General features: G+C 72.4%; 17 protein-coding genes. 10 read left to right on the forward strand and 7 right to left on the reverse strand.

The features are described 5' to 3' along the window. A partial coding sequence (locus tag VIU94_RS42655) for a VOC family protein (protein ID WP_331920745.1) occupies positions 1 to 222 on the reverse strand: 222 nt, incomplete at its 3' end. Between the two features lie 58 nt (positions 223 to 280). Then, positions 281 to 1588, reverse strand: coding sequence for a M48 family metalloprotease (locus tag VIU94_RS42660; RefSeq protein ID WP_331920747.1), 1308 nt, complete (start codon positions 1586 to 1588; stop codon positions 281 to 283). Between the two features lie 250 nt (positions 1589 to 1838). Here VIU94_RS42660 and argC point away from each other — a divergent pair, with 250 nt between their 5' ends. Genes argC through VIU94_RS42685 form a run of 5 tightly spaced genes read left to right on the forward strand, consistent with a single transcriptional unit; the run spans position 1839 to position 6741 of the window. Beyond that, on the forward strand, positions 1839 to 2867 hold the full coding sequence (argC, locus tag VIU94_RS42665) for an N-acetyl-gamma-glutamyl-phosphate reductase (RefSeq protein WP_331920749.1): 1029 nt from the start codon (positions 1839 to 1841) through the stop codon (positions 2865 to 2867). Then, positions 2864 to 4015 carry a bifunctional glutamate N-acetyltransferase/amino-acid acetyltransferase ArgJ gene (gene argJ / locus VIU94_RS42670; protein WP_331920751.1) on the forward strand — a complete coding sequence of 384 codons (1152 nt, stop codon included), beginning with the start codon at positions 2864 to 2866 and terminating at the stop codon, positions 4013 to 4015. The genes argC and argJ overlap by 4 nt, the downstream gene beginning before the upstream one ends. Beyond that, the gene (gene argB / locus VIU94_RS42675; protein WP_331920753.1) at positions 4012 to 5004 is read left to right on the forward strand and encodes an acetylglutamate kinase; all 993 of its coding nucleotides are present in this window, start codon (positions 4012 to 4014) and stop codon (positions 5002 to 5004) included. The genes argJ and argB overlap by 4 nt, the downstream gene beginning before the upstream one ends. Further along, the gene (locus tag VIU94_RS42680) at positions 5001 to 6197 is read left to right on the forward strand and encodes an acetylornithine transaminase (protein ID WP_331920755.1); all 1197 of its coding nucleotides are present in this window, start codon (positions 5001 to 5003) and stop codon (positions 6195 to 6197) included. Before argB ends, VIU94_RS42680 begins: the two co-directional genes overlap by 4 nt. A 7-nt stretch (positions 6198 to 6204) precedes the next feature. Further along, on the forward strand, positions 6205 to 6741 hold the full coding sequence (locus tag VIU94_RS42685) for an arginine repressor (protein WP_331920757.1): 537 nt from the start codon (positions 6205 to 6207) through the stop codon (positions 6739 to 6741). Positions 6742 to 6754: 13 nt separating this feature from the next. Here VIU94_RS42685 and VIU94_RS42690 read toward each other — a convergent pair whose 3' ends face one another. The 3 genes from VIU94_RS42690 to VIU94_RS42700 form a co-directional block, all read right to left on the reverse strand. Continuing rightward, a complete protein-coding gene (locus tag VIU94_RS42690; RefSeq protein WP_331920759.1) occupies positions 6755 to 7222 on the reverse strand; it encodes a nuclear transport factor 2 family protein in 468 nt (155 codons plus the stop codon). Positions 7223 to 7276: 54 nt separating this feature from the next. Continuing rightward, positions 7277 to 7960, reverse strand: a complete 684-nt coding sequence (locus VIU94_RS42695) for a L,D-transpeptidase family protein (RefSeq protein WP_331920761.1) — start codon at positions 7958 to 7960, stop codon at positions 7277 to 7279. A 96-nt stretch (positions 7961 to 8056) separates the two neighbouring features. Then, the gene (locus VIU94_RS42700; RefSeq protein WP_331920763.1) at positions 8057 to 9403 is read right to left on the reverse strand and encodes a hypothetical protein; all 1347 of its coding nucleotides are present in this window, start codon (positions 9401 to 9403) and stop codon (positions 8057 to 8059) included. Between the two features lie 117 nt (positions 9404 to 9520). Between VIU94_RS42700 and argH the strand changes: the two genes are divergently transcribed. Beyond that, positions 9521 to 10948, forward strand: coding sequence for an argininosuccinate lyase (gene argH, locus VIU94_RS42705; RefSeq protein ID WP_331920765.1), 1428 nt, complete (start codon positions 9521 to 9523; stop codon positions 10946 to 10948). A 65-nt stretch (positions 10949 to 11013) separates the two neighbouring features. Here argH and VIU94_RS42710 read toward each other — a convergent pair whose 3' ends face one another. Next, a complete protein-coding gene (locus VIU94_RS42710; protein WP_331920767.1) occupies positions 11014 to 11526 on the reverse strand; it encodes an HAD domain-containing protein in 513 nt (170 codons plus the stop codon). A gap of 85 nt (positions 11527 to 11611) precedes the next feature. Between VIU94_RS42710 and VIU94_RS42715 the strand changes: the two genes are divergently transcribed. The 3 genes from VIU94_RS42715 to VIU94_RS42725 all read left to right on the forward strand — a co-directional run bounded on the left by VIU94_RS42715 (position 11612) and on the right by VIU94_RS42725 (position 15255). After that, on the forward strand, positions 11612 to 12163 hold the full coding sequence (locus VIU94_RS42715; protein WP_331920769.1) for a TetR/AcrR family transcriptional regulator: 552 nt from the start codon (positions 11612 to 11614) through the stop codon (positions 12161 to 12163). Continuing rightward, positions 12160 to 13704, forward strand: coding sequence for an MFS transporter (locus tag VIU94_RS42720; RefSeq protein ID WP_331920771.1), 1545 nt, complete (start codon positions 12160 to 12162; stop codon positions 13702 to 13704). Before VIU94_RS42715 ends, VIU94_RS42720 begins: the two co-directional genes overlap by 4 nt. A gap of 69 nt (positions 13705 to 13773) precedes the next feature. Then, positions 13774 to 15255, forward strand: coding sequence for a membrane-associated oxidoreductase (locus VIU94_RS42725; protein ID WP_331920773.1), 1482 nt, complete (start codon positions 13774 to 13776; stop codon positions 15253 to 15255). Between the two features lie 94 nt (positions 15256 to 15349). Here the strand turns inward: VIU94_RS42725 and VIU94_RS42730 are convergent, their stop codons facing one another. Further along, a complete protein-coding gene (locus VIU94_RS42730) occupies positions 15350 to 16024 on the reverse strand; it encodes a lysophospholipid acyltransferase family protein (protein WP_331920775.1) in 675 nt (224 codons plus the stop codon). Between the two features lie 236 nt (positions 16025 to 16260). Here VIU94_RS42730 and VIU94_RS42735 point away from each other — a divergent pair, with 236 nt between their 5' ends. Further along, positions 16261 to 17457 carry a glycerophosphodiester phosphodiesterase gene (locus VIU94_RS42735; protein ID WP_331920777.1) on the forward strand — a complete coding sequence of 399 codons (1197 nt, stop codon included), beginning with the start codon at positions 16261 to 16263 and terminating at the stop codon, positions 17455 to 17457. The last annotated feature ends 163 nt before the right edge of the window (positions 17458 to 17620 follow it).

The following is a 17620-nucleotide window of genomic DNA, read 5'->3' on the forward strand; positions in this document are numbered from 1 at the left end:
GACGGTCGGCGTCGGCTCGACCGGCCGCTCGGGGTCGAGCGCGAGCTCGAAGTGCCACCCACCGCCGGCCGGCCCCACCATCAGCAGATCGTGCTCACCCGACACCCGCTCGGTGGTGCGCCACAGCACGTCGAGCCCCAGGCCGTCGACGTAGAACCGCTCGGCGGCGGCGAGGTCGCGCGAGGGGCGGGCGACGCGTATGTGGGTGTGCTTGTCGATCATGGAAGGAAGGGTAGCCGCCGGCTCCGACATCGGCTTCCCGCGCGGCGCGCCGCGGCCCTCAGACGTCGTACGCGGAGGCGATGACCTCCCGTGCCAGCCGCAGTCTGACCGTCGCCAGCTCGGCGTCGACGGCCGCCGAGGCGGACGGGTCCAGGAGGACGCGGGCGGTGAAGCGCTCGCCGTCGGCGAGGCGCCGGTGGCGCAGGTGGGTCGGTGGATGCGTGTCGTCCACGCTGTGGCCGCGCCGCTCGCCGACCCGGCGGAGTCGTTCCAGCTCCCGTTCCGGCACCGAGCCCATCCGCGCCGCGAGCCGCTCCCACAGACCCTCTGCCGCGTCGCTCCGCCGGGAGTCGCCGATCCGGGTGCCTGCGGCGACGGACTCGCGGCGCAGCGCGTCCTCGGCGCCGTCGGCTATGAGGAGGCGGTCCGTCAGTCCCACCGCGGCCTCCGTGCCGCCGGTGCGTGCGGCGGTCCCGTCGGCCAGGTACTCGGCGCGCTGGGATGCGCGCAGCGTCAGGTGGTCGAGGGCGGTGATCAGCCCCTGGACGGTCCATCGGGCCGGCGCGAGGACCACGTTGGTGAACGTCTGAGCCAAGGCGTCGGCGGCGCTCGGGGCGAGCAGGTACTCCCAGGTGGTCAACGTGCGCAGGGCGCTGCCGACGAGGAGCGAGTGACGCGTGTCGCCGTGCGCGTAGTGGCCGAACTCGTGCCCGAGCAGCGCGACGCGCTCCTGCGGGGACAGGATCTCCCACAGCCCGAGCCCGATGTGCAGGATGCGGCGCTGGCGGATGCCGTACGTCGTCACCCAGGCGTTCGCCTCGGGCCCGACCAGCACCACGTCCACGCCCGTCGTCCCGGCCTCGCGCGCGACCTCGTCGAGCAGCTCGAACAGGCGGGGCGCGTCAGCGCGGCGCAGGACGGGCACGTCGGTGGGCGGCCGTCCGAACCGGGGTCGCAGGGTGAAGGCGATCGCGAGCAGCAGGGCGCCGACGACGGGCTGCACGACGGTGCTCCAACCGCCGATGATCAGCCACAGGGCACCGACGACGAGGCCTGCGGTAAGGGCATGCACGACCGACGCGACGAGCCGGGCGAGGAGGCTCGACGGGTCTCGATGCGGACGCAGCTCCGTGCCCGCCGAGACCTCGGCGAGGAGCTGCTCGCCGTACTGCCGGGCGAGGCGGCGGCGCAGCGAAGCGATCCGGCCGTGCCCCGCACAGCGGTCGGCCCTGCCCGGATCCACATTCCAGTCGCACTCGGTGCACCAGACGACGAACCGTTTCTCGGCCGGCAGCGCCGCACCGCAGTCGGGGCACGCCTGCTCCGTCGCCCCGTTCGTTCTCTCTGCCTCTGCCGTCTCCGTCATCGAAGCCCTCCCCCCGGACAGCACCTCCCGAGTGCCCTCCGTACGCACCGTCGTGATCTCCGCCCCGCCGGACGGAGGTCGCACCCTAGCGCGGAGGCGGAATGCCTGGTCGAACGGGGTGGGAGACCAGGTCGACCGCGCCGACGGGAAGGGTCGGTGAAGCCTGACGCTCCTCCTGCCGGCGGCAGGTGAGTCTTTGCATAAATCTGTGTAGCTGCGTATAGTCATGCCATCCAGGAGGAGGGTTTCGATGACGGTACGAGCAGCAGTGGCAGGCGCGAGCGGATACGCGGGCGGAGAGCTTCTGCGTCTTCTCCTCGCGCACCCGCACGTCGAGATCGGCGCCCTGACCGGGCACTCCAACGCCGGTCAGAAGCTCGGGGCGCTGCAGCCGCACCTGCTGCCGCTGGCCGACCGGGTCCTGGAGCCGACCGCGGCCGAGTTCCTCGCCGGGCACGACGTCGTCTTCCTGGCGCTGCCGCACGGGCAGTCCGCCGCCGTCGCCGAGCAGCTCGGGCCGGACGTGCTCGTCGTGGACATGGGCGCCGACTTCCGGCTCCAGAACGCGGCCGACTGGGACCGGTTCTACGGCTCGGAGCACGCCGGGACCTGGCCCTACGGCCTGCCCGAACTGCCGGGCGCCCGCGCCGCGCTGGAGGGGTCCAAGCGCATCGCGGTGCCCGGCTGCTTCCCCACCGCTGTCACCCTCGCGCTCTTCCCCGCGTACCTGAACGGCCTCGCCGGCCCCGACGCCGTGATCGTGGCCGCCAGCGGCACCTCCGGGGCGGGCAAGGCCCTGAAGCCGCACCTGCTCGGCAGCGAGGTCATGGGCTCCGTCACCCCGTACGGCGTCGGCGGCGGCCACCGGCACACCCCCGAGATGATCCAGAACCTCAGCCCGCTGGCCGGCGAGCGGGTCAGCGTGTCCTTCACACCGACGCTCGTCCCGATGCCTCGCGGCATCCTCGCCACCTGCTCCGCACCGGCGAAGCCCGGGGCGACGGCCGAGACGGTACGGGCCGCGTACGAGAAGGCCTTCGCGGACGAGCCCTTCGTCCACCTGCTCCCCGAGGGCCGGTGGCCCTCGACGGCCTCCGTCTCCGGCTCCAACGCCGTACAGATCCAGGTCGCGTACGACGCGGAGGCGAACCGGATCATCGCGATCAGCGCCATCGACAACCTCACCAAGGGCACCGCCGGCGGCGCGGTGCAGAGCATGAACATCGCCCTCGGGCTCCCCGAGGAGACCGGACTTTCCACGATTGGAGTCGCTCCATGAGCGTCACCGCAGCGCAGGGATTCACGGCGGCGGGCATCGCCGCCGGGATCAAGGAGAACGGCAACCCGGACCTGGCCCTCGTGGTCAACACCGGGCCGCGCCGCGCCGCCGCGGGCGTCTTCACCTCCAACCGCGTCAAGGCCGCGCCGGTGCTCTGGTCCCAGCAGGTGCTGGCCGACGGCGAGCTGACCGCCGTCGTCCTCAACTCCGGCGGCGCCAACGCCTGCACCGGACCGAAGGGCTTCCAGGACACCCACGCCACGGCCGAGAAGGTCGCGGAGGTGCTGGAGATCGGCGCGGGCGAGGTCGCCGTCGCGTCCACCGGTCTCATCGGCCTGCTGCTCCCCATGGACAAGCTGCTGCCCGGCGTCGAGCAGGCGGCGAAGGAGCTCTCCGAGCACGGCGGCGAGAAGGCCGCCATCGCCATCAAGACCACGGACACCGTCCACAAGACCGCCGTCGTGACCAAGGACGGCTGGACCGTCGGCGGCATGGCGAAGGGCGCGGGCATGCTCGCCCCCGGCCTCGCCACCATGCTCGTCGTCCTCACCACCGACGCCGACGTCCCCGCGAAGGACCTCGACGCCGCGCTGCGGCACGCCACCCGGCTCACCTTCGACCGGGTCGACTCCGACGGCTGCATGTCCACCAACGACACCGTCCTGCTGCTCGCCTCCGGCGCGGCCGGCGTCACGCCCGCCCGGGACGAGTTCGCGGAGGCCGTACGGGAGGTCTGCGACGACCTCGCCCGCCAGCTCATCGGCGACGCCGAGGGCGCCAGCAAGGACATCCGGATCGAGGTGATCAACGCGGCCACCGAGGACGACGCCGTCGAGGTCGGCCGCTCCATCGCCCGGAACAACCTGCTCAAGTGCGCGATCCACGGCGAGGACCCGAACTGGGGCCGGGTGCTCTCCGCCATCGGCACCACGCAGGCCGCCTTCGAGCCGGACCGGCTCAACGTCGCGATCAACGGCGTCTGGGTCTGCCAGAACGGCTCCGTCGGTGAGGACCGCGACCTGGTCGACATGCGCTACCGGGAGGTCTCCATCACGGCCGACCTCGCCGCCGGGTCCGAGTCCGCCGTCATCTGGGCCAACGACCTCACCGCCGACTACGTCCACGAGAACAGCGCGTACTCCTCATGAGCGACAAGCCCACGGACAAGCCCACGGACCGGCCCACGGACAAGCCCGCCGGTGAGAGCACCACGCGGAAGCACAAGGCCCTGCCCAAGGCGCAGATCCTCATCGAAGCGCTGCCCTGGCTGACCCGGCACCACGGCAAGACCGTCGTCATCAAGTTCGGCGGCAACGCCATGATCGACGACGAGCTCAAGGCCGCCTTCGCCCAGGACGTCGTCTTCCTGCGGCACGCCGGCCTCAAGCCGGTCGTCGTGCACGGCGGCGGCCCGCAGATCAGCGCCGCGCTCGACCGGCACGGCATCGTCAGCGAGTTCAAGGCCGGGCTCCGGGTCACCACTGAGGAGGCCATGGACGTCGTGCGGATGGTCCTGGCCGGCCAGGTCCAGCGTGAGCTGGTCGGGCTGCTCAACCAGCACGGCCCGCTCGCCGTCGGTCTCACCGGCGAGGACGCGCACACCATCACGGCCACCAAGCACCAGCCGGTCATCGAGGGCGAGCAGGTCGACATCGGCCGGGTCGGCGAGATCACCGCGCTCGACACCGGTGCCATCGAGGCTCTCCTTGAGGACGGCCGGATCCCGGTCGTCTCCTCCATCGCCCGCTCCCAGGACGACGGACATGTCTACAACGTCAATGCTGATACGGCGGCTGCGGCACTCGCTGCGGCGCTGGGCGCCGAGACGCTGATGGTCCTGACCGACGTCGAGGGCCTCTACGAGGACTGGCCGAACAGCGACGAGGTCATCAGCCGGCTCACCGCGAGCCAGCTGGAGAAGCTGCTGCCCGAGCTCTCCAGCGGCATGGTCCCCAAGATGGAGGGCTGCCTGCACGCCGTACGGAACGGGGTCACGACGGCCCGCGTCATCGACGGCCGGGTCCAGCACTCCATCCTGCTGGAGATCTTCACCGACGAGGGCATCGGAACGATGGTCGTGCCCGACGGCACCACCGGCGACGAGGACGAGAACGAGGACCAGGGGGAGACGGCATGACCAACGCGGAGCTGACCCAGCGCTGGCAGGGCTCGCTGATGAACAACTACGGCACCCCCCGCCTCCCGCTGGTCCGCGGCGAGGGCGCCAAGGTCTGGGACGCCGACGGCACGGAGTACCTCGACTTCGTCGGCGGCATCGCGGTCAACGCCCTCGGCCACGGCCATCCGGCGATCGTCGAGGCCGTGTCGCGGCAGATCCAGAGCCTCGGCCATGTCTCCAACCTGTACGTCGCCGAACCGCCCGTCGCGCTCTCCGAGCGGCTGCTCCAGCTCTTCGGCCGCCCCGGCAAGGTGTTCTTCTGCAACTCCGGCGCCGAGGCCAACGAGGCCGCGTTCAAGCTCGGCCGGCTGACGGGCCGGCGGCACATGGTGGCCACGGACAACAGCTTCCACGGCCGCACCATGGGCGCGCTGGCGCTCACCGGACAGCCCGGCAAGCAGGAGCCCTTCCTGCCGCTGCCCGGCGACGTCACCCACGTCCCCTTCGGCGACGTCGAGGCCCTGCGGGCCGCCGTCACCGAGGAGACGGCGTTCGTGATCATCGAGCCGATCCAGGGCGAGTACGGCGTGGTCGTCCCGCCCGTCGGCTACCTGCGGGCGGCCCGCGAGATCACCCGCGCCACGGGGACGCTGCTGGTGCTGGACGAGGTGCAGACCGGCATCGGCCGGTGCGGCACCTGGTTCGAGTACCAGGCCCACGACGGCGTCGACCCCGACATCGTCACCCTGGCCAAGGGCCTCGGCGGCGGGCTGCCGCTCGGCGCGACCGTCGCCTTCGGGGCGGCGGCCGAGCTGTTCCAGCCGGGGCACCACGGCACCACCTTCGGCGGGAACCCGGTCGCCTGCGCCGCCGGACTGGCCGTCCTCGACACCCTCGGCAGGGACGGAGCGCTCGACGAGGTCAAGCGGCTCGGCGAGAAGCTGCGCGACGGAATCGAGGGTCTGGGCCATCCGCTGGTCTCCCACGTCCGTGGTGCGGGGCTGCTGCTGGGTATCGTGCTCACCGGGCCCCTCGCACCCCAGGTGCAGCAGGCGGCCCAGGACGCCGGCCTCCTGGTGAACGCGCCCGCCCCCGATGTCGTACGGATCATGCCGCCGCTGATCATCGGGGACGCGGAGGCGGACGCCTTCCTGGAGGCGCTTCCGGGCGTCCTCGGCGTGGTGAACGGGGAAGGACGAACCGGAGCGTGAGACGACGATGACCGATGCGCAGGGAACCGAGCACGGAGGGCCGTCCGTTCCGCAGACGCGCACCGCACGCCACCGCAGGATCGTCGACATCCTCAACCGGCAGCCGGTGCGCTCGCAGAGCCAGCTGGCCAAACTCCTCGCCGACGACGGGCTGAGCGTCACCCAGGCGACGCTCTCCCGGGACCTCGACGAGCTCGGCGCGGTGAAGATCCGCAACACCGGCGGCGAGCTCATCTACGCGGTCCCCAGCGAGGGCGGCTTCCGTACCCCGCAGGCCCCGCTCGGCGAGTCCGCCAAGGAGGAGCGCATGCGGCGCCTCTCCGGCGAACTGCTGATCTCCGCCGAGGCCTCCGCCAACCTGGTGGTCCTGCGCACCCCGCCCGGCGCGGCCCAGTTCCTCGCGTCGGCCATCGACCAGGCCGAACTCCACGCGATCCTCGGCACGATCGCGGGCGACGACACGCTGCTGCTCATCTCCCGCGACCCCACGGGCGGCCAGGCCCTGGCCGACCACCTGCTGAGGCTGGCGCAGAACGACCGCTGACGATTGCCCGCATCTACTGACGCCGCCGGACCTCCGTGCCCGGCGGCGTCGCCGTGCATGCCGCCGCTATCGCCGCGGTGTCCCAGTAGAACGGCCACACCTCGGCGATCCGGCCGCCCTCGATCCGGATCGTCTGCAGGATCGGGAAGGCGAGCTCCCGGCCGGTGGCCCGGGCCCTGGCCCGTACCTGCGTGAGCACCACCGTCGTCGGCCCGGTGGCGAGGAACTCCTGCCCGACCATCTCGAACGACTCCCAGGCCGCGCTCATCGCCAGGAAGAAGCCCTCGACGCCGGCGTGCCCGCGCCAGGTCCCGCCGTACGGCAGGGCGTCGGCCTGATGCAGCACCACGTCGGGCGCGAACGACGGGGCGAGCGGATCGAACGAGGCCTCGCCCGGGCCGCCCGCAGCCAGATAGGCGGCCTCGGCGGCGTACATGCGGGTCAGGACGGCGACCGGGTCGATCCCGGATGAAGTGATCATGCGGCCATGGTCACGGGCTCGGCCGTGCCACGCCGGCGGGCGTCGGACATCGACCTAGTGGGCGACAGAGGTCGGTCCGCTGCTGGTGCCGATGGCGATGTGCGGGTGGCGGGCCGGATCGGCCCAGCGCAGGATGCGGCGCATCGCGTCCGCCGGCACGGAGACGCAACCCGCCGTCGCCCCGCGCCCGTTGACGTGCAGGAAGATCCCCGCGCCGCGACCGCGCACCGGGCGGTCGTAGTTGAAGCCGATGACGAGGGCGTGCGCGTACTGCGTGCCGTACGAGGCGAGATGCTCGGACTCGGCGGCCCGGCAGTCGCCGGGCAGGCCCTCGGCCCAGCGGTTGTACGCCCGGGAGTCGTTGTCCTGGCACCACCAGGACCGGTCGGTGACCCGGGCGTACGGGTACGCGGCGCCCGCCGGCCGCGGTGTGGTCCCGAAGGCGTACGGCAGTCGGTACAGCCCGGTCGGCGTGGTGTTCGTGCCCTGCCGCCGGGCGGCCCCGTCGGCCAGGCCGTTCGCGCCGAAACGGGCGGGCGCGGTGCCGACCCGTACCCACCGCCCGCCGCTCCGGTCCCACCAGGTGACCGTCCCCGAGGTCGAGTCCAGGCCCGGGGCCTCCGCGGTGATCAGCTGGGTCCCGCCGCCGGTGTCCGCCATCCGCTCGGGCAGCGGGGCGGGATCGGGGCCCGTGGCGAGGGAGATCAGGACGGCGCCGACGGCGAGAAGGATGCGCATGGCGCGACGCTAGGGCCGCCGCCGGCGCGCCGCCACGGCTATTGCGCCGGCCGGGGGAGCGGTGGCAGCGGGAGCGGCAGCCCGGGCAGCTCTCGCTCAGCGCAGACTCCCCAGTACGGCAAGCGCGTTGGCCCGCAGCCCCGGATCCGGGTCCCCGCTCAGCCGCAGCGCCGCGTCCCGGTGCACCGCCCCGCCCCGCGCCGCCAGCAGCCGGTACGCCCCGACGCGCACATGCCGCGGCCGCTCCGGATCCAGCCGCCCCGCCAGCTCCTCGACGGACAGCCGCCCCGCCCACGGTACGAGTGTGGTCGCCGCCTCCCGTACGACCCTGGGGGCGGGGTCGTCGAGCAGCGTGGTCAGCCGCGCCACGTCCACGGTCTCCAGGAGCCTTAGCGCGGCCACGGCGTGCGCGCGCACCCCGTCGTGCGGGTGTCCGGTCAGCCCCCACAGCAGGTCTGCATCGTCCCGCGAGCCGCACTCCGCGAGCGCCAGGGGAGCGGCGGACGGCATGGCGGCGCCCTCGCCGGAGCACAGCGCGCGGCACAGCGGCGCGGGGTCGGCGCCGATCTGCCGCAGCGCCCAGCGGGCGCATGCCCGCACCATCGAGGACCGGTCCGCGAGGAAGGCCTCGGCCCACGCGTGCCGGCCGGTCCGGTGCAGCGCCGTCACGCCGGCCGAGCGCACCCGGGAGTGCCGGGACTCCAGCAGGGGCCGCAGCACCTCGTCGCCGGTGTCGGCGTCGACCGCCTTGAGCGCGGCGTCCGCGCAGATGCCCTGGACCACCACGTCCCCCTCGGCAGCGGCGAGCGCGGCAAGCCGCACAGGGGAGAAGAGCCTCCGCTCCACGGCGATCCGGTACGCCAGCCGGCGCACCGCCCGGTCCTCGCTCACCAGGACGGCCTGCAGGACCGGCACAGGCCCGGTGCGCAGAGCGGCCTCCAGCATGTCCCGCGCCTCGCCCCCGCGCTCCCGGCGCGCGACCCGCAGGACGACGGCGGCCAGTACGGCGATCGCATCGGGGCCGACGCCCGGCAGCGCCTGCCGCAGCAGCTCGCGAGCGTCTTCCCGTACCGGCGCCACCCAGTCCGCGCACCGGATCACCACCAGCGGCAGCAGCGCGGACGCGCCCGCCGCCCGCGCCAGCGCGGCCTGGCGGATCCGCCCGTCGGGGTGGCACAGAGCGACGGCGAGCTCGGGCTCGCGGGGCTCGGCGCGACGCCAGTTCACCGACGGCAGCGGGGCGTCCCACTCCCAGTGCACCCGCCGGCCGCGCCCGCGCGCCCAGGCGAGCGCGGGCAGCAGCGACGGACGTCCCGTGGCCAGGTCCCTTACGGCGCGGTCCAGCGCCGCCCACGCCGCCGCGTCGGCGACGTCGATCGCCTCGGCCAACGGCGTTCCTTGCGTCAGTCGCGCGGCGCGCTCGAAGGCGTCCCAGGTCTCCATGGCCGGAGCCTAGGGATGCCGCCGACACTCCGACCAGCCGTTTTCCGTCCGCGTTGACAAAACATACGGAGGTCTGCATAGTTATGCCCATCGTCCGATGTCCTGAGGAGCACAGCAGTGAGCAGCAACAACGGTGACGTCCGGCTCTGGGGCGGCCGGTTCGCCGACGGGCCGGCCGAGGCTCTCGCGAAACTCTCCGCCTCGGTCCACTTCGACTGGCGACTCGCGCCGTACGACATCGCCGGCTCCCGCGCCCACGCCCGCGTGCTGCACAAGGCGGGGCTGCTCAGCGAGGACGAGCTGACTCGGATGCTCGACGGGCTCGACCGGCTCGAGGCGGATGTCGCCGACGGCTCGTTCGTCGGGACGATCGCCGACGAGGACGTGCACACCGCCCTGGAGCGCGGTCTCCTGGAGCGGCTCGGGCCGGACCTCGGCGGCAAGCTGCGTGCCGGGCGGTCGCGGAACGACCAGGTCGCGACGCTCTTCCGGATGTATCTGCGGGATCACGCCCGGATCATCGGCGGTCTCATCGCCGACCTTCAGGACGCCCTCGTCGGCCTCGCCGAGGCGCACGCGGACGTCGCCATGCCGGGCCGTACGCACCTCCAGCACGCCCAGCCGGTGCTCTTCGCCCACCACGTCCTGGCCCACGTCCAGTCCCTGTCCCGGGACGCGGAGCGGCTGCGGCAGTGGGACACCCGTACCGCGGTCTCCCCGTACGGCTCCGGCGCGCTCGCCGGCTCCTCGCTCGGGCTCGACCCGGAGGCGGTCGCCAAGGACCTCGGCTTCGAGCGCGGCTCGGCAGGCAACTCCATCGACGGCACCGCCTCGCGCGACTTCGTCGCCGAGTTCGCCTTCATCACCGCGATGATCGGGGTCAATCTCTCCCGGATCGCGGAGGAGATCATCATCTGGAACACGAAGGAGTTCTCCTTCGTGACCCTGCACGACGCCTTCTCCACCGGCTCGTCGATCATGCCGCAGAAGAAGAACCCGGACATCGCCGAGCTCGCCCGCGGCAAGTCCGGCCGTCTCATCGGCAACCTGAGCGGTCTCATGGCCACGCTCAAGGCCCTGCCGCTCGCCTACAACCGGGACCTCCAGGAGGACAAGGAGCCGGTCTTCGACTCCTGCGACCAGCTGGAGATCCTGCTGCCCGCCTTCACCGGCATGATGGCCACGCTCACGGTCAACCGGGAGCGCATGGAGGAGCTGGCCCCGGCCGGCTTCTCGCTCGCCACTGACATCGCCGAGTGGCTGGTCAAGCAGGGCGTGCCGTTCCGCGTCGCGCACGAGGTGGCCGGCGAGTGCGTGAAGGTCGCCGAGGCGGAGGGCAAGGAGCTCGACGGCCTGACGGACGAGCAGTTCGCGAAGATCTCCGAGCACCTCACCCCCGAGGTCCGCACGGTCCTCAACGTCCCCGGCGCCCTCGCCTCCCGCAACGGCCGCGGCGGCACCGCGCCCTCCGCCGTCGCCGCCCAGCTCGTCGAGGTCAAGGCCGACCTGGTGATCCAGCACGCCTGGGCCACCGCCAAGAAGTAGCCCTCGGCACGTCACGGCCAGCACGTCACGGCCAGCGTCACAGCCAGCACGTCACAGCCAGAACGTCACAGCGCCGCCGCCCACTCCGCGAGCGCGTCGAAGTCCGGCCGGATCAGCCCGATCCGGGGGTCGACGTGCAGCAACAGGGCGGCGGCCAGATGGCGTTCCTCCACGTACTCGTGGTCGTACGACGTGATGTCGTCGTCCACCCACGCGAACGGCCGCCCCGCCGCGTACTCCAGGATGTACTGGGTCTTCCAGAACGTCCCGCGCGGGGCGGCCCCGTGCATCTTCGGCCAGTCGATGAACGGCAGCTCGGGCAGCCCGAGATGGGGCCCGATCCAGTCGTTGGCCTCGTCCTTCCAGGTCGTCGCCCACACCAGCTCGTACGACTCCGCCAGCGCGAGCAGCTCGGCCCCGTGGTCCGGGTTCAGCCACACCCGCAGCGGCTTCGTGTCGAACCAGCCGCCCGGCCGCATCCGATGGGTCGCGTACCCCTCCGGGCGGCGCTCGGGCTTCGCCGCGTACGGATTCAGCGGGCCGTCCACGTCGATCAGCAGCAGCGGCTTCTTCGTCATGTCCACAGCATTCCGTCCCGCCCCACAGTGAGGCATTGAATTATCGAATGAGACATTGATGTCTCATTCGGTGTATGGTCGTCTCATGTCAGTCGACCGCACCCAGGTGCTCCACAGCGCCGCCGCCCTGTTCGCCCGCAAAGCGACCGCCACCATGGACGAGGTCGCCAGGGCCGCCGGCATCGGCCGCGCCACCTTGCACCGGCAGTTCGCCGGGCGGGACGCGCTGATCAGGGCGCTGGAGGAGATGGCCATCGAGGAGCTGGAGGCCGCCCTCGACGGGGCGGCGCTGGACGACGGCCCGGCCGACGACGCGGTACGCCGGCTCATCGCCGGAGTGGAGCCGGTCGCCCCGCTGCTGTCGTTCCTCGTCACCGAGAACCAGCTGTTCGAGGGCGAAGAGCAGAACGAGGGCTGGGCCAGGCTCGACGCCCGCGTCTCCGCGCTCTTCCGGCGCGGTCAGGAGGAGGGCGTCTTCCGGATCGATCTGACACCCGCATGGCTCACCGAAGCCCTCTACGGGCTCATCGGGAGCGCCGCCTGGGCCGTCATGGACGGCCGGCTGGCTCCGAAAGACTACCAATACATGATCGCCGAGCTGCTGCTCGGCGGAGCGCGCAGGAGCGTGGAGCAATGAGCAGGACCCAGCAGCTGAACCCGACGACGGGGACGGAGGTGCAGAGCCCGGGACGATGGCTCGCGCTGTCGGTGCTCGTCCTCGCCGTTCTGCTGGTCGCGGTCGACGCCACCGTCCTCGGTCTCGCCACCCCCGCGCTGAGCGAGGATCTCAAGCCGTCCGGCACGCAGTTGCTGTGGATCGGCGACATCTACTCGTTCGTCATCGCGGGTCTGCTCGTCTCGATGGGCTCCCTCGGCGACCGGATCGGCCGCAAGAAGCTGCTGCTGACCGGCGCGACCGCGTTCGGCGCCGTCTCGGTGCTCAACGCCTACGCCACCAGCCCCGAGATGATGATCGTCGCCCGTGCGCTGCTCGGCGTCGCCGGCGCGACCCTGATGCCGTCGACCCTGGCACTGATCCGGAACATCTTCCACGACCCCAAGGAGCGCAGCCTCGCCATCGGCATCTGGGGCGCCACCGCCTCGGCGGGCGCCGCCATCGGCCCGGTGATCGGCGGAGCGCTGCTCCAGCACTTCTACTGGGGCTCGGTCTTCCTCATCAACCTGCCGGTCATGGCGGTCCTGGTCCTGGTCGGCATCAAGCTGCTGCCCGAGTCCAAGAACCCGGTCGCGGGCCCCTGGGACCTGATCAGCGTCGGACTCTCGCTCGTCGGCGTCATCGGCGTCGTCTACGCGGTGAAGGAAGTAGCCTCGCACGGCCTGACCTGGGAGGTCGGGGCGGCCGCCGTCCTCGGCGCGGCCACCCTGTACGCCTTCGTCCGGCGGCAGTACGCGCTGAGCGCACCGCTGCTCGACATGCGGCTGTTCAGGCACCGGGGCTTCTCCGGCGCGGTCCTCGCCGACCTGCTGACCGTCTTCGGACTGTCCGGCCTGGTCTTCTTCCTCTCCCAGTTCCTGCAGCTGGTCCAGGGGCGTGAGCCGCTGGAGGCCGGTCTGGCCGAACTGCCTGCCGCCGTCGGCGCGGTGGTGACCGGTCTGATCGCGGGCTGGTACGCCCGCCGGTACTCGGTCCGGTCCATCGTGACCGGCGGTCTGGCGGCGATCGGTCTCGCGCTCGCCGTCATCACCCTGGTCCATCGGGAGACCGGCTACCCGCTGCTCGGCGGCGCCCTGCTGGTCGTCGGCCTCGGCGCCGGCTTCTCGTTCACGGTGACCGCGGACGTGATCCTGTCCAGCGTGCCCAAGGAGCAGGCCGGTTCGGCCTCCGCGGTCTCCGAGACCGCGTACGAGCTCGGCGCGGCGCTCGGCATCGCGCTGCTCGGCTCGATCGTGACCGGCGTCTACTCGGGCTTCGCGACCCCGGCGGGCGTCCCGGCCGACGTGACCGCGGCGGCCCACGAGTCGCTCGGCGGCGCGGTCGAAGCCTCCGCCGGCCTCGCCCCGGAGACCGCGACGGCCCTGGTGACCGTGGCCCAGGACGCCTTCGTCGACGGCCTGCGGATCGCGGCCGGAGTCGGCGCGGCGGTCCTCCTCGCGACGGCGGTCGCGGCCTGGTTCCTGCTGAAGGGCCAGAAGCTGGAGGACGGCGTCGAGCACTGACTCCGAGTCAGGGAGGGCCGGTCAGCGCCGGATTGACAGTGGGAACGGACGCGCGAAACGATCCCCGTGATGGAGATCAACGACCTGACACCGGCCGAACTTCGCATCTGGGAGGCGTTCCCGCGCGACGAGCGCGTCGACTTCCGGGCGCACCCCGACGAGGACCCCAGGACCGGAGCGTCCTGGGGTCCCGAGCGCACCGTGCGCGCCGAGGTCCTGCGTGCCCTGCTCCTCGACCGACCGGCCCAGGAGGGTGCGACCCCCGGCCTGAAGCTTGCCGGCGCCCGCATCACCGGCGTGCTCCGCCTCAAGTACGGGGACGTCGACCACCCGGTGCGCCTGCGGGCCTGCCACTTCGACGAGAGCCCCGACTTCTACGCGGCCCGGATGCGGGCGCTCGTACTGAGCGACTCGGTACTTCCCGGCCTGGAGGCGTCGAACCTCCGCGTCGATGTGACGCTGCGGCTCTCCTGCTGCCGCATCACCGGCCCGCTGAAGCTGTCCGGCGCCCAGGTCGCGAACGGGGTTTTCCTCAACGATGCCGTCCTCGGCACCCCGGCGCCCCTCGACCCCGACGACCCCGACGCGCCGGTCCTGCTGCTGAACCACGCCACGATCGGCACCGACGTCCGGGCCAAACGGCTGGTCACCCACGGGCGCATGCTGCTGAACGCCACCACCGTCGGCGGACAGGTGATGCTCGACGACGCCGAGCTCAACTGCGCCGACGGCACCGCCCTGCACGCGGAGACCCTGGCCGTCGGCACCGACCTGCGCGCCATGCGGATGCGCGCCACCGGCCGGGTCAACCTCACCGGCGCGCGCATACCCGGCCAGCTCAACCTCGCCTACGCCGCTCTCGCCAACCCCGGCGGCACCGCTCTGCGCGCCAGCAGTTGCACCGTCGGCGAGATATGGCTGCGCGACTGCCCGCCGATCCAGGGCTCGGTCAACCTCCGCCGCACCCAGTGCGACCTGCTCTTCGCAGCTCCCGAGGTCTGGCCGGACCAGGTCCGCATCGACGGCCTGACCTACCGCAGCCTCGGCCCCCTCCTGCCCGCGGAAGAGCGGCTTCCCGCCCTGGAGCGCGACGAGCCCGGCTATACGCCCTTCGCGTACGAACAACTGGCCGCGGCCTACCGCACGGCCGGCGACGAGGCGTCCGTGCGCACCGTCCTGCTGGCCAAGCTCCGTCGCCACCGGCGCACCCTGCCCCGCTACGCCCGCGTCTGGGGCCTGCTCCAGGACGCGACCGTGGGCTACGGATTCAGGCCCATGCGCGCGGCCGGCTGGCTGTCGGCGCTGCTGCTGACCGGGTCCCTCGCCTTCGCCTGCCACCATCCCCGGCCGCTCAAGGCGGGCGAGGCGCCGGACTTCAACCCGGTCTTCTACACCCTCGACCTGCTGCTGCCGATCATCGGCTTCGGCCAGGAGGCGGCCTACGCGCCGAGCGGGGCCCAGCAGTGGCTCTCCTACCTTCTGATCGTCACCGGCTGGACGCTGGCGACCACCATCGCGGCGGGCGTCACGCGTGCCCTCAGCCGCCAGTAGCGGCCACCGGCGACCGGCGGACAAGGCGACCGGCAGACGAAAGGGCCGGACCCCCAGCGGGGATCCGGCCCTGTCACGAACGTTGCGGCGGGGATCAGGCGGCTTCCTTCGCCTTCGTGGCGTACATGTCCACGTACTCCTGCCCGGACAGCCGCATCACCTCGGCCATCACCGAGTCCGTCACCGCGCGCAGCACGTACCGGTCGCGGTCCATGCCGTCGTACCGGGAGAACTCCATCGGCTCGCCGAAGCGGACCGTCACGCGGCCCGGCCGCGGCAGACCCGCGCCGCTCGGCTGGATCTTGTCCGTGCCGATCATCGCGAACGGCACCACCGGCGCGCCGGTCATCATTGTCAGCCGCGCGATGCCGGTACGGCCCCGGTACAGACGGCCGTCGGGGGAGCGGGTGCCCTCCGGGTAGATCGCGAAGGCCTTGCCCTCCTCCAGGATGCGGCGGCCGGTCATCAGCGCCGCGACCCCGCCCCGGCCGCCGTCCCGGTCGACCGGGATCATGCCGACGCCGGTGAAGAACCAGGCCATCAGCCGGCCCTTGAGGCCCTTGCCGGTCACGTACTCGTCCTTGCCGATGAAGAAGACCGGGCGGTCCGTGCAGATCGGCATGATCATGGAGTCGATGAACGTGAGGTGGTTTCCGGCCAGAATGACCGGCCCGGTGCCCGGGATGTTCTCGGCGCCCTCCACACGGGGGCGGAACATCAGACGCAGGATCGGTCCGAGCACTGCCTTGATGAGCGCGAGACGGGACAACGTTCCTCCGGTGTCGGGGCGGGCGTGCGAAGTGCGGGTTGCGAAGTGCAGGTGAGGACGATACTCGCGGGTCACTCCCATGCGCACATCGGGTTCACGGATCGGATACGCAGTGTTGACGTGAGTTTCCGTCACGTTCGCCCAGGATCTGCCGCACTGAAGGCGGATCCGCCTACGGTCGGAGCGCCCGTTGACAGGTGCGGGACATCACAGCCGAAGCGGCAGAAGGAGCCTCCATGACCCAGGGTTCGCGTACAAGCCCGGCCCGGCGGACCGTCCTCGGCGCGGCGGGAGCCGCCGTGCTCGGCTCCGCCGCTCTCGGCGCGACGGGCGCGAGCGGCGCGCACGCCGCCACGCTCGGGAGCGCCCCGGACGCCGCCGCCGACCGGGCGGCCGGCCGCGGCTACCGCTCCCTGCCCGTCCCCACCGTCATCGCCCACCGCGGCGCCAGCGGCTACCGCCCCGAGCACACCCTCGGCTCCTACCAGCTCGCCCTCGACATGGGCGCGCACGTCATCGAGCAGGACCTCGTCCCCACCAAGGACGGGCACCTGGTGTGCCGGCACGAGAACGACATCACCGGCACCACGGACGTCGCCGACCACCCCGAGTTCGCGTCGCGCAAGACCGCCAAGTCCGTCGACGGGGTCTCGCTGACCGGCTGGTTCACCGAGGACTTCACCCTCGCCGAGCTGAAGACCCTGCGCACCAAGGAGCGGATCCCCGCCGTCCGCCAGGAGAACACCCTCTACGACGGCCGCTGGGAGATCCCCAGCTTCGAGGAGGTGCTGCGCTGGGCCGAGCAGGAGGGCCGTCGCCGCGGCCGCGCGGTGTGGCTGCACGTCGAGACCAAGCACCCCACGTACTTCCGCGAGCTCGGCCTCGGCCTGGAGGAGCGGCTCGCCAGGCTGCTGCGCCGGTACGGCCGCCATCGCGCGCACTCCCCGGTCTTCCTGCAGTCCTTCGAGCCGAGCAGCATCCAGCGGCTCGCGAAGCTGGTCGACTCCCCGCGCGTCGTCCTGCTCTCCGCCGCGAGCAGCCGCCCCTGGGACTTCGTCAAGGCCGGCGACCCGCGCACCGTCGCCGACCTGGTCACGCCCGAGGGCCTGGCGTGGATCGCCTCGTACGCGCAGGGCATCGGACCCACCCTGGACCTGGTCATCCCCAAGGACGCCACCGGCAAGCTGGGCAGCCCGACCACCCTGGTCCGCGACGCGCACGCGCAGGGCCTGATCCTCCACCCGTACACGCACCGCAACGAGAACAGCTTCCTGCCCGCCGACTTCCGCCGGGGCACGGACCCGACGGCGTACGGCGACTCCTTCGGCGCGCTGAAGACCTACCTGGCCACCGGGATCGACGGCATCTTCTCCGACAACACGGACACGGCCCTGCTGGCCGCCGCGGACTTCGCCGGGCGCACGGAGAACTGAGTCACGGGGGGACGGGCGGTTGCACCCGACCGGGTGGTTGGCGCCGCGGCGCGCAACCGGCCGGGGCCGCCGCCCGTCGTGCCCGGCATGACGACAGACGAACGCCCCGCCCCCGAACCGGGCGACGGCCCGGCCCCCGCCGCGGCGGGCCTCGCCCCCGAGC

The organism is Streptomyces sp. (genome assembly GCF_036566765.1).
Taxonomy (GTDB): Bacteria; Actinomycetota; Actinomycetes; order Streptomycetales; family Streptomycetaceae; genus Streptomyces.